Raw genomic sequence first — 11346 nt, 5'->3', positions numbered from 1 at the left:
CAAGCAGACTTCGAGCGAGACGGCCGTAGCGGCCGGAGAGGGTGGGGGCATGTTGCTCTTCGATCAGAACGGCTGGGATTCGCGGACCTACCTGGGCGGATGGACAACCCTGGGGGCGACGGCCGATGCGGTGTCCCCGTCGACCGGGGAGCGCCTGGGTTCCTTCGCGGTCGCCACGGCGGCGGACGTGGAGACGGCCGTGGACCTCGCGGTGAGCGCGCAGAAGACGTGGGCGGCCACCTCCCCTGAGGAGAAGGCGGCGGTGCTGCGCAAGGCCGCGGCCCTGCTCGAGGGCACCACGGAGGTGCTCGCGACGTGGCTCGCGGACGAGGCCGGATCCGCGCACGGCAAGGCCGCGTTCGAGGCGGGACTGGTGGCCTCCGAGTTCCACCTGGCCGCGGCGACCGCGATGATGCCGTACGGACAGCTGCTGCGCACCGGCCGGCCGCGCACGTCGCTCGCGCGCCGGGTGCCCGTGGGCGTCGTCGGCGTGATCTCGCCGTTCAACTTCCCCGCCATCCTCGCCGCGCGGTCCATCGCGCCGGCGCTGGCCCTGGGCAACGCGGTGGTCCTCAAGCCGGACCCGCGGACCACGGTGGCGGGCGGCCTGTACCTGGCGGCCATCCTCGAGGAGGCGGGCCTGCCGCCCGGCGTCCTCAATGTGGTCCCCGGCGGCGCCGACGTGGGCGCGGCGCTGGTCGACGAGCCGCGCGTGCCGGTCATCTCCTTCACCGGATCCACGCCGGCGGGCCGCGCGATCGGCGCGCGGGCCGGGGAGCTGCTCAAGCGCGCCCACCTCGAGCTGGGCGGCAACAACGCGCTCGTGGTCCTCGAGGACGCGGACGTCGAGGCCGCGGCCTCGGCCGGCGCGTGGGGGTCCTTCCTGCACCAGGGGCAGATCTGCATGACCACGGGCCGCCACCTGGTCCACGAGAGCCTCTACGACCGCTACGTCGAGCTGCTCGCGGAGAAGGCCTCGCGCCTGTCCGCCGGGCCGCCCGCGAGCGGAGCGCCGCTGGGGCCCATCATCGACGCGGGTCAGCGGGACAAGGTGCACTCGATCGTGACGCGCAGCGTCGACGCGGGCGCGCGGGTGCTCGCGGGCGGCTCGTACGACGCGCTGTTCTACTCGCCCACCGTGCTCGCGGACGTGGCGCCCGGCCAGGCGGCGTTCGAGGAGGAGATCTTTGGCCCCGTCGCCTCGGTCACGTCCTTCTCCACCACGGAGGAGCTGGTGCAGCTGGTGAACTCCTCGCCCTACGGGCTGTCGCTCGGCATCCTCGCCGGCGACGCCTATGCGGCCTTCGAGCTCGCGGACCGCATGCGCAGCGGCATCGTTCACATCAACGACCAGACCGTCGACGACGAGGCGCAGGCGCCCTTCGGCGGGGTGGGGGCATCGGGCACCGGCGTCCGCTTCGGCGGCCACGAGGCCAACATCGAGGCCTTCACGGAGACCCAGTGGGTCACCATCCAGGGGTCGATCGCGACGTACCCGTTCTGATCACGATCGCGCATCTTCCGTTGACACCAGGGGTGATGCGCCCTAGTTTGCGAAGAATCAGCGCAAGGAGGCGGTGGTGGTAGTTCTCGCGGCGGACAGCGCGGACGAGTGGCGCGACGTCGTCGGACGGTGCTTCGTCCCCATCAATTGCGGGAAGTTCGAGCCGGGCTTCCGCGGGCGCATGGATCAGCTGGAGCTCGATGACGCGGTGTCCATCTCCTGCGTGGCGACCGACGGGCACACCGTCGACCGCTCGGAGCGGCTCGCGGCACGCGCGGAGGGGGACGCGCTCCACCTGTCCCTCCAGGTCGCCTCGCGGGGCACCGTGCGCCAGGGGCGGCGGATGATCTCCGTGCGCCCCGGCGCCGCCTCGATGTACGCCACCGACTCGCCGTACTACCTCGACTACTCGGAGCCCGGTCAGCGGCAGCTCATTGTGCAGGTGTCGCGGGCGGCGTTGGACGCGCCGGGGGGCGCGATCGCGGGCGGCCTGAGCAGCCTCGCGCTGCCGTCCTCGGCGGCCACGCGGGTGTTCTTCTCGTACGCGCTCGACCTGCACCGCAACCAGGGCCTCGCCGGAGACCCGGGAGGCGAGGCATCGTCCCCCGCCGGGGAGGTCGCGCGCGACCTGGCCTCGACCATGATCCGCGCGGCCGCGGAGGGCACGCGGGTGCTGCCCCGCACGCGCGGCGGGCTGCTGCGCGCGATCGAGGACTTCGTGTCCGTCAACCTGCCGCGGGTGCGGGTGGACGACATCGCGGCGGAGTTCTTCATCTCCCGCCGGACCGTTTATCACGTGTTCGAGGAGGTGGGCACGACGCCCAGCGACTACCTGCGCCGTCACCGGCTCACGCTCGCGGCGGATCGGCTGGCCGACCCCGACTTCGCGGAGCTGTCGATCGCCGAGGTCGCCGCCGGCGCCGGCTTCGAGGACGCGACCACGTTCACCCGGGCCTTCCGGCGCGAGCACGGGATGACGCCCAGCGAGTGGCGGGCCGGGTGCCTGCGGGGGCTGCCCGCGGCGTCCTAGGCGCGCCGGATCGCGAGCCGATTCAGGTGGCGCGCACCCCCGCGGAGGCGAGGGCGTCTGTGGGGTTCACAGGGGGTCTCCGCTCGCGGGTGGGTTGAACAGCTTCGGTGCGACGCGGGGTGGGCGTGCCCCGACCGGGGTGTGACCAGGATGCGGCTCTTGGCTCGTGCGTGAGGTCCGAGACGGCGTGATCTGTGTCTCATCGGGGGCACCCCCGTTCGTGCGTGTGAGGAGTGTCACCGCGGCCGGACCCGGAGGTCCCGGCGCAGGCCTGCGTACGGTGAGGGCGAGCCGCTTCGTGGACACAGCGGGCGGCGCCACATCTTCGGGCGGCCCGTGTCAGTGCGGCCGGGTCCCCACGAGCAATGGAGCAGCCATGGCCGAGCCCACCTACCCCGACGTTCCCGTCAAGACCGAGCGCCCGGCCACGTGGAAGCTCGTCAGCGCGACTCTGGCGACCGTGGCGCTCACCTCGACCGTCGCGCAGATGCTCGCCGTGGCCTCGCTCGGGTACACGCCGGAGTTCGCCCTGTCCACGGGCGGGCTCGTGGCCCTGATCGCCGCGTTCGTGGTGCACCGCGGCTGCCGCGACTGGTCGGACTTCAAGCGCCGCATCATGCCGTGGGCGATCGGCACCGCGGCACTGGCATTCGGCACGGTCTACCTGATGGCGCACAACATGGGCCTGCTGTGAACGGCTCGCGTACACGCGCCGAGCTCGAAGCGCTCGATCGGAGGTCGATGCGCGCCCTGAGCAACGCGCACTCCGCCTACTTCATCGGCGCCAGCATCGTGATCATGGGTGCGCTCGCGGCCTTCGCAACGAGCGACGGCGAGGCCCACTGGTTCGGGTGGGCGCTCGCGGCCGGCGCGGCCGTGTTCGTCTACGGGCTCGGGCAGAAGCGGACCTGGGACCGCATCTCGGACGAGCTGCGCGCCGCCGGCTACTTCGACCGGTAGCGGGCCGTTGTCGGGCAGGCACGACGGCCCGGGCCGACCAGGCCCCGCCCCTTGCCCAGGTGCTAGCTGATTGCTAGCGTCGCGGCATGGCCACCGTGTATGTCCGGGACGTTCCCGCTGACGTCGTGGAGGCGCTCAAGGCGCGCGCAGCGTCGGAGGGGCGCTCGCTGTCCGCGCTCGTGGGCGCCGAACTGGTGAGGATCGCCGCTCGGCCGACCAATGCCCAGCTCGTGGCGCGACTCCGCGAGCGTGACAGGTCGGTGGGTCCGTCGACCGCGGAGATCCTGACCGAACTCGAGGCTGGACGACGGTGATCGTCGTCGACGCCTCGGCGATGGTCGAGGCGCTCGTCGGGAAGGACGTCGACTCAGCACTCTTCGACGCGCTGGCAGGCGAGGTGCACGCGCCGCACCTGCTCGACATCGAGGTTCTGTCGGTGCTTCGCGGGCTCTCGCTTGCGGGAAAGCTCGACGTCGCCGACGCGGAGCGCGCCCGCCGGGCATTCTTCGAGTTCTCCATCGCCCGCTACGAGGTCGCGCCGCTCTCCCAGCGCGTATGGCAGTTGCGGCATCAGTTCACCGCCTACGACGCCTGCTACGTGGCGCTCGCCGAGGGCCTGGGCGCGCCGCTCGTCACGTGCGACGCGAAGCTCCGCAGCGGTGCCCATCGCGCCGAGATCCGCTTGGCGGCGCGGCGGGACTGAGGTGCCCCGGCGCGCCGGTCAGGGCTGCGGTCGGCGCACGTGCCACACGGCGGTCGCCACGCCCAGCGCGAGCATCGTCAATGCCGCGATCCAGCCGAACTCGCCCAGCAGGGTCTGCGGCCCGGTGAACAGGTTCGCCCCTGCGGTGAAGGGCTCGCAGGCGGTGCCGTCGCAGGACGGCGACTGCCCGCCGAGGCCCGCGCGGAACGCCGCCGCCACCAGGGAGTTCCACGCGCCGTGCGCGAGGACCGACGGCCAGAGGCTGTTGCTGCGCTCGGTGATGACGCCGACGAAGAGGATGAAGCCCACCATTCCGACGGTGAAGGCAGGCAGCCCGCCCACGTAGCCGTACCCCCACCACAGCACGGCGGGCACGTGGTAGAGCCACCAGATCGGGAGCATGATCGCGGCGGCCGTCCAGAAGCCGGTGTGGCGGCGCATCAGCGGCCACAGGAAGCCGCGCCACCCGATCTCCTCGCCCACCGCCGTGATCGAGCCCAGCAGCCCGAACGGGATCGCGAACGCGAGCACGCCCAGCAGGTTGCCCGGCTGCACCTCGACATCGGTGACGTAGCTCGCGAGCCAGGTGGTCGCGAGGATCGCCAGCGGCGGCAGGAATGCGAGCCACAGGTGTCGGGTGAGGCGCCCGAACTGGACCCGGCCGCGTGCGAACAGGACGGCGATCAGTGCGCCGAACGCGGGCGCGAACATGACGGGGAGCGCGATCGTGTCGATGTCCTCGGGGCCGGGGCGCAGGATCAGCACCGCGCCTCCGTAGAAGGCGAGAAGCCCGGCGAAGAACGCGATCAGCCGGCGGCGGTCGTATGCGGGGTCGCGGCGGGAATCGGTGGTCGCGCGGGAGGCGGGGTCGGGCGTTGCGGGGGCGGGCATCGGGAAGTCCTTCGCTGCTGGCGTCACTCGTCGACCACTGTAGACAGCCAAGTGAGTTTCGCGAGTCGGCAGCGCGCGCGCCCACGCTGGCGCGCGTTTCCGTGCCGTTTCATCTGGACCCCCGGGCGTCACATGACAGACACCCAGGTATCCGGCGCGTGAACGGTGGCCCGGGCAAAGGCCTGGTCACTGGCGCTTCACGCCTTCGTCGGGACCTCGAAGAATCGGAGCCATCCCCGCCGGCCGTCGACAAAGGAGCAGCACGTGCCCATTCCCCAGGACCCTGCCGGTCGCCTCGCCTACGAGCTCGACCGCGCCCATGTCTTCCACTCGTGGTCCGCGCAGCGCCAGCTCGACCCGCTCGTCATCGCGGGCGGCGAGGGCAGCTACCTGTGGGACGCCGACGGCAAGCGCTACCTCGACTTCTCGTCGCAGCTGGTCTTCACGAACATCGGCCACCAGCACCCCAAGGTCGTCAAGGCGATCCAGGACCAGGCCGCGACGCTCGCGACGATCGCGCCGTCGCACGCCAACGACAAGCGCTCGCTCGCCGCGAAGCTGATCACCGACCTGACCCCCGAGGGCATGGAGAAGGTGTTCTTCACGAACGGCGGCGCGGACGCGATCGAGAACGCCATACGCATGGCGCGCCTGCACACCGGGCGCACCAAGGTGATGAGCACGTACCGCTCGTACCACGGCTCCACCGCCACGGCGATCCAGGTCACCGGCGACCCCCGTCGCTGGGCCAACGAGTTTGCCCCAGCGGGCACGGCCCACTTCTTCGGCCCGTTCCTCTACCGCTCGCCGTTCCACGCGACCACCGAGCAGGAGGAGTGCGACCGCGCGCTCGAGCACCTCGAGCAGACCATCGTGTTCGAGGGGCCCTCGACCATCGCCGCGATCGTCCTCGAGACGGTTCCGGGCACCTCGGGCATCATGCCGCCGCCGCCGGGATACCTCGCCGGCGTCCGCGAGCTGTGCGACCGGTTCGGCATCGTCATGATCTGCGATGAGGTGATGGCTGGATTCGGCCGCACGGGCGCCTGGTTCGCGATCGACCACTACGGCATCACTCCGGACCTCATCACCTTCGCCAAGGGCGTCAACTCCGGCTACGTGCCCATGGGCGGCGTGATCATGCGCGACGAGGTCGCGGCCACCTGGGACAACGTCGCCTACCCCGGCGGGTTGACCTACTCGGGGCATCCCCTCGCCGCGGCGGCTGCGGTCGCGACCATCGAGGCCATGCACGAGGAGGACGTGGTCGCCAACGCCGCCCGGGTGGGTGCCGAGGTGCTCGGGCCGGGGTTGCGCGAGCTCGCCGAGCGCCACCCGGCGATCGGCGACGTCCGCGGCCTGGGAGTGTTCTGGGCGCTCGAGCTGGTCAAGGACCGGGAGAGTAAGGAGCCGCTCGCGCCCTACGGCGGCGCTTCGCCGGCGGTCGGCGGCGTGCTGGCGGCGGCCCGGGACGCGGGCCTGCTGTTGTTCAACCAGTACCACCGCATCCACGTGGTCCCGCCCTGCACCGTCTCCGACGACGAGGCACGCGCGGGACTCGCGATCCTCGACGAGGCGCTCGCCTGGGCGGACTCGTTCACCGCTTCCCTGGAGACGGCGTGAGCGCCGCGGTCGCCACCGCGGCGACGGAATCCGGGCCGGCCCAGGGCGGGCCCCGCGGGCGCGCCCGCTCCTGGCCCACTGGGCTGCGGCGCGGGGCCGTCCATGCCTCCGTCTTCGCCGCGTTGATGCTGACCTGGTGGGGCGTGACCGCAGCGTCGCTCATCGACCCTCTGTTCCTGCCCGGCCCCGCCGCGGTCTGGCAGGCCTTCGTCGACGCGAACACGTGCCACCCGGTGAATGAGACGTCCTCCCGCATCGTCTGCGGTGCACAGAACTACTTCCTGTGGGAACACCTGCTGGCGAGCCTCCAGCGCATCGCGATCGGCGTGAGCGCCGCGGTCGCCTTCGGCGTACTGCTCGGCTTTCTCATGGGGACGATGCGCGGGTTCGGCATGGTGCTCGAGCCGTACCTCAACTTCCTGCGGGCCCTTCCGCCGCTGGGCTACATCGGCCTCCTGATCGTGTGGTTCGGGATCGGCGACGTGTCGAAGATCTGGTTGCTCTTCCTCGCGGCCTTCCCGCCCATCACCATGGCGACCATCGCCGGCGTGCGCGGCATCCACGCGTCCCGCATCCACGCCGTCGAGTCGCTCGGTGCGTCCCGCTGGCAGGTGCTGGTTCACGTGGTGTTCCCGTCGACCCTGCCGGGCGTCATCTCCGGAGTGCGCATCGCGGTGGGCTTCGCCTGGACCACCGTGGTCGCGGCGGAGCTCAACAACGGTATCCCCGGCATCGGCGGGCTTGCGTACGTGGCCGGCACCCAGCTCCAGACCCCGCTCGTCATCGCCTGCATCATCGTCATCGGCCTCGCCGCGATCGCGCTCGACTCCGCGCTCAAGCTGCTCGGCGCCGTGGCGGTGCCCTGGTACGGGAAGGCGAAGGCCTGATCCATGACCCTCGCCAGCCCGCGCATCGTCCGCACCGCCCGCGCCATCGCCCGCCCCGCCGAGAGGAACGCCATGACCTTCGTCGACTCCCCGCCCGCCGCGACCGCCGACACCCCGCCCATCACCCTCGCGGGGGTGACCAAGGACTTCGTCACGGACAGCGGGGATACCGTGCACGCGGTCGCCCAGGTCGACCTCGCCATCGAGCCAGGCGAGTTCGTGTGCATCGTCGGCCCGTCCGGGTGCGGCAAGTCGACGCTCATGGACATGGTGGCCGGCTTCCTGCCGCCCACGGGCGGCACGGTGAGCGTGGGCGAGCGCGTCGTCACCGCACCCGGCCAGGACCGCGGCGTCGTCTTCCAGCAGCCCAACCTGTTCCCGTGGATGAGCGTGCGCCACAACGTCGAGCTCGGGCCGCGCCTGCGCGGCGTGCGGGCACGGGAGCGGCGCGAGCTCGCCGAGCGCTTTCTCACGCTCGTGGGGCTCGAGCAGTTCATGGAGCGCCGGCCGTACGAGCTGTCCGGCGGCATGCAGCAGCGGTGCCAGATCGCGCGCGTCCTCGCGAACGATCCCGAGGTGATCCTCATGGACGAGCCGTTCGGCGCGCTCGACGCCCTCACGCGCGAGCGCCTCCAGCTCGAGCTGCTCGAGATCTGGCGTCAGAAGCGCAAGACCGTCATCTTCATCACCCACAGCGTCGACGAGGCGATCTTCCTGGGCACCCGCGTGCTGGTCATGAGCGCGCGCCCGGGACGCGTGATCCTCGACCAGCCCGTGCACCTCGCGGGCCCCGAGGCTGGCTCCGAGCTGCGCTCCCTGCCCGAGTTCGTCGCCTTGCGCGACAAGGTCTCCGCGGCCATCTACGCCGCGCAGAACGTCCACGGCGCCACGCCCGTCGACCACTGATTTCCGCACACCCATCACGAAAGGAAGTACCAACATGGCACGCAAGCACCTGTTCGCGATCCCGTTCCTGTTCGCCGCCACCGCCGCCACCGCGGGCTGCACCTCGAGCTCCGACGCTCTCGAGGCGGCGAACGCGGAGGCCGACGCCACCGACGTCCCGACCGCGTCCGCCTGCCCGTTCGAGGCCGACGAGTCCGTGACGGGCACGGTCCGGGTCGCGTTCCAGGTGCTGCCCTCGGGCGACCTGATCGTCAAGGATCACGGCATCCTCGAGGCGTGCCTGCCCAACGCGGACATCGCGTGGACCCAGTACGCCTCTGGCGGCGACGTGGTCCAGGCCTTCGGGTCCGACTCGGTGGACATCGGCACCGTGGGATCGAGCCCCACGGTCAAGGCGCTGTCCGCGCCGCTCGACCTCGACGTGCAGGTGGTCTACGTCCAGGACGTGATCGGCGACGCCGAGGCGCTCGTGGTGAAGGATGCGGCGATCGCCTCGACGGCGGACCTGGCCGGCACCACTATCGCGGTGCCGTTCGGCTCCACGGCCCACTTCTCCGTGCTCGCCGCGGTGACCGATGCTGGTCTGGACCCGGCGACCGACCTCACCATCATCAACCTCGCACCGGACGCGATCCTGGGTGCGTGGAAGGGCGACGAGATCGACGCGGCCTACATCTGGGACCCGACCCTCAGCGAGATCCTCGCCGACGGCACCCAGCTGCTGTCGAGCACGCAGGCCGCGGAGATCGGTGCGCCCACGTTCGACCTGAGCGTCGCCTCGACCGCGTTCATCGAGGCCAACCCCGCCTTCATGGAGGCCTGGACCAAGGCGCAGGACTGGGCCGTCCAGCTGATCCAGGACTCGCCGGCGCAGGCCGCCGAGGCGATCGCGATTCAGATGGGCTCCGACGCGGCGGTGGTCGAGGGCCAGCTGGCGGGCACCGGCTACCTCACGGCCGCGGAGCTGCTCGACGGGTACTTCGGGGGCGACCTCGCGCCGGTGCTGTCGGACACCGCGGCGTTCCTCGCCGAGCAGGGCGAGATCGACGCCGCCGCGGACGACGAGCACTACGCCGGCGCGGTCTACACCGGCGCGCTCGAGTCGATCGGGGGCTGACCCCGCGTCGCACGACTGGACGCTCCGCACGGAATCGCGTGCGACACCCCGGGGATCGGGCCGCCAGGCCCGGTCCCCGGCGGCGTGTCCCCGGCCAATCCGTGCGGAGCGTCCGCGCGGAGCGGGAGAACAGCCCAACGCGGGCTACTCGGCGAGCTGCTCCCGGATGGCCTCGCCGAGCAGTTCCAGCCCGCGTGGGATCGCCTGCAACGGGATCGCGTTGAAGCCCACGCGGATGTGGTGGCGCTCCGGGTCCGCGAGATAGAACCGCTCGCCCGCGTCCACGAGCACGCCGCGGGTGCGTGCGAGCTCTGTGGCCCGCGTCCCGTCGAACTCCGGCGGGCCGCTCACCCAGACGCTGAGGCCGCCTGCGGGAACGGGCGGCAGGTCGAACGGCAGGTGCCGCTCGAGCCCCTCCGTCACCGCCTCCCACTTGCGCACGAGGTGGCGCCTGTGCGCGCGGAGCGCACGGTGGTACTCGCCCGACTCGATGAAGATGCCGAGCGCGCGCTGCAGGTGTCCCGCAGGGTGCTTGGTGAGGTACCGCCGACGGCGACGTAGCGCGGCGATGAGCGGGGCATCGGCCACGATGAAGCCCAGCCTCAGTCCCGGCGCCACGAATTTGGAGAACGTGCCCACGTAGATGACGCGACCGGTGCGGTCGAGGGACTTGAGCGACGGCGTGGGGCGGCCGCGGAAGCGCACCTCGGAGTCGAAGTCATCCTCGATCACCAGCGCGTCCTCGCTCTGCGCAGCGCGCAGGATGGCGGCCCGGCGCGCGTAGGTCGTGGTGACCGACGTCGGGTGATGGTGGCTGGGGGTGAGATAGACGAATTCGGATGCCGCAGCATCGGCCCTGGTGAAGCGGGCCCCGCCCGCGTCCACGGCCAGCGGGCGCAGCGTGGCTCCCGCGTTGCGGAAGATGTGCCACGCGTCGACGTAGCCGGGGTTCTCGACGCTCACCGTGCTGTCGGGCCGGATAAGCAGGTCTGCGAGCAGTGACAGCGCCTGCTGCGCGCCGTTGGTGACGATCACCTCGGACGGGGTCACGGACATGCCCCGCGGCGGCAGGATTTCACGGCAGATGGCCTGGACCAGGAGCTCGTCGTCGCCGTCGACGCTGTCGCGCAGGCTCGCGCTCAGGTGCGGGCCGGCGAGCGCCTCGTTGAGGGCGCGAAGCCAGGCGCGCGCAGGGAACGTGCCCAGCTCGGGCTGGCCGGGCAGGAACGGGAAGGGGTGGCGGTTCCAGTCGACGTGCGCGGCGGCGTGCGGCAGGTCGTCGCCCAGCGGACGTGGCACCCGCGCGCCCCAGTCGACCTGGCCGGTGTGCACGCCTCGGGTGTGGGCGGAGGGTGCGGCGGGCGGCGTGGCTCCGGGCCCGGCCGGGGCCGAGGGCGACGACTCGGGGTCGACGGCGGCGGCTGCGTAGAGGCCGCTGCGGGGGCGGGACTCGATCAGTCCCAGGGCGGTGAGCTCCTGGTAGGCCGCGCTCACGGTGTTGCGCGACACCCCGAGCACGCCCGCCAGGTGGCGCGAGGACGGCAGGGGACGATGCGGCTTGAAGCGCCCCTCGAGCAATGACTGCTCGAGGAAGCGCCGCACCTGCTGGAACAGCGGCTCCTTGCTGTCGGGGTCGATGTACTGGCGCGCGCGGGCGCCGATCGCCTCGTCCGAGTCCGCCAGGGGCTCGACCTTCACCAGTCCTCCTCGCGGCGCAGCGTCCGG

Annotated in this window: 12 protein-coding genes; 10 read left to right on the top strand and 2 right to left on the bottom strand. The window is 71.8% G+C overall.

Annotated elements, in window-relative coordinates; genetic code table 11:
• Positions 1 to 49: 49 nt before the first annotated feature.
• From AOM03_RS11820 to AOM03_RS11795, 6 genes are all read left to right on the top strand, one after another.
• The gene (locus AOM03_RS11820) at positions 50 to 1504 is read left to right on the top strand and encodes an aldehyde dehydrogenase family protein (RefSeq protein WP_062381624.1); all 1455 of its coding nucleotides are present in this window, start codon (positions 50 to 52) and stop codon (positions 1502 to 1504) included.
• Positions 1505 to 1580: 76 nt separating this feature from the next.
• On the top strand, positions 1581 to 2534 hold the full coding sequence (locus AOM03_RS11815; RefSeq protein ID WP_062381623.1) for an AraC family transcriptional regulator: 954 nt from the start codon (positions 1581 to 1583) through the stop codon (positions 2532 to 2534).
• A gap of 376 nt (positions 2535 to 2910) precedes the next feature.
• Entirely contained in the window at positions 2911 to 3228 is a 318-nt protein-coding gene (locus AOM03_RS11810; RefSeq protein WP_062381621.1) for a hypothetical protein, read from the top strand.
• A 47-nt stretch (positions 3229 to 3275) separates the two neighbouring features.
• Positions 3276 to 3494 (top strand): hypothetical protein, encoded by a 219-nt coding sequence (locus tag AOM03_RS11805; RefSeq protein WP_062381618.1) that lies wholly within the window; start codon positions 3276 to 3278, stop codon positions 3492 to 3494.
• 86 nt (positions 3495 to 3580) lie between these two features.
• Entirely contained in the window at positions 3581 to 3808 is a 228-nt protein-coding gene (locus AOM03_RS11800) for a FitA-like ribbon-helix-helix domain-containing protein (protein WP_062381616.1), read from the top strand.
• A complete protein-coding gene (locus AOM03_RS11795; protein WP_062381614.1) occupies positions 3805 to 4197 on the top strand; it encodes a type II toxin-antitoxin system VapC family toxin in 393 nt (130 codons plus the stop codon). Before AOM03_RS11800 ends, AOM03_RS11795 begins: the two co-directional genes overlap by 4 nt.
• A gap of 18 nt (positions 4198 to 4215) precedes the next feature.
• Here the strand turns inward: AOM03_RS11795 and AOM03_RS11790 are convergent, their stop codons facing one another.
• Entirely contained in the window at positions 4216 to 5088 is an 873-nt protein-coding gene (locus tag AOM03_RS11790) for a CPBP family intramembrane glutamic endopeptidase (RefSeq protein ID WP_062381612.1), read from the bottom strand.
• Between the two features lie 264 nt (positions 5089 to 5352).
• On the opposite strand from AOM03_RS11790, the gene AOM03_RS11785 reads away from it, so the two are divergent.
• The 4 genes from AOM03_RS11785 to AOM03_RS11770 are packed head-to-tail and all read left to right on the top strand — an operon-like array spanning position 5353 to position 9621.
• The gene (locus AOM03_RS11785; protein WP_169746432.1) at positions 5353 to 6711 is read left to right on the top strand and encodes an aspartate aminotransferase family protein; all 1359 of its coding nucleotides are present in this window, start codon (positions 5353 to 5355) and stop codon (positions 6709 to 6711) included.
• Positions 6708 to 7598, top strand: coding sequence for an ABC transporter permease (locus tag AOM03_RS11780; protein ID WP_227589986.1), 891 nt, complete (start codon positions 6708 to 6710; stop codon positions 7596 to 7598). The genes AOM03_RS11785 and AOM03_RS11780 overlap by 4 nt, the downstream gene beginning before the upstream one ends.
• A gap of 3 nt (positions 7599 to 7601) precedes the next feature.
• Positions 7602 to 8504, top strand: a complete 903-nt coding sequence (locus AOM03_RS11775; protein ID WP_227589985.1) for an ABC transporter ATP-binding protein — start codon at positions 7602 to 7604, stop codon at positions 8502 to 8504.
• 34 nt (positions 8505 to 8538) lie between these two features.
• Positions 8539 to 9621: a taurine ABC transporter substrate-binding protein gene (locus AOM03_RS11770; protein WP_062381611.1), complete on the top strand. Its 1083-nt coding sequence runs from the start codon at positions 8539 to 8541 to the stop codon at positions 9619 to 9621.
• Between the two features lie 144 nt (positions 9622 to 9765).
• On the opposite strand, the gene pdxR is transcribed toward AOM03_RS11770, so the two are convergent.
• A complete protein-coding gene (pdxR, locus tag AOM03_RS11765) occupies positions 9766 to 11319 on the bottom strand; it encodes a MocR-like pyridoxine biosynthesis transcription factor PdxR (protein WP_062381609.1) in 1554 nt (517 codons plus the stop codon).
• Between the last annotated feature and the right edge of the window lie 27 nt (positions 11320 to 11346).

This window comes from Demequina pelophila, from assembly GCF_000971175.1.
Taxonomy (GTDB): Bacteria; Actinomycetota; Actinomycetes; order Actinomycetales; family Demequinaceae; genus Demequina; species Demequina pelophila.
This window is presented reverse-complemented; position numbering and strand designations above follow the sequence as displayed.

Coding starts and splice junctions, on each gene's coding strand:
- AOM03_RS11800 (WP_062381616.1), top strand. CDS start 3,581: ATGGCCACCGTGTATGTCCGGGACGTTCCCGCTGACGTCGTGGAGGCG.
- AOM03_RS11820 (WP_062381624.1), top strand. CDS start 50: ATGTTGCTCTTCGATCAGAACGGCTGGGATTCGCGGACCTACCTGGGC.
- AOM03_RS11805 (WP_062381618.1), top strand. CDS start 3,276: ATGCGCGCCCTGAGCAACGCGCACTCCGCCTACTTCATCGGCGCCAGC.
- AOM03_RS11775 (WP_227589985.1), top strand. CDS start 7,602: ATGACCCTCGCCAGCCCGCGCATCGTCCGCACCGCCCGCGCCATCGCC.
- AOM03_RS11810 (WP_062381621.1), top strand. CDS start 2,911: ATGGCCGAGCCCACCTACCCCGACGTTCCCGTCAAGACCGAGCGCCCG.
- AOM03_RS11770 (WP_062381611.1), top strand. CDS start 8,539: ATGGCACGCAAGCACCTGTTCGCGATCCCGTTCCTGTTCGCCGCCACC.
- AOM03_RS11790 (WP_062381612.1), bottom strand. CDS start 5,088: ATGCCCGCCCCCGCAACGCCCGACCCCGCCTCCCGCGCGACCACCGAT.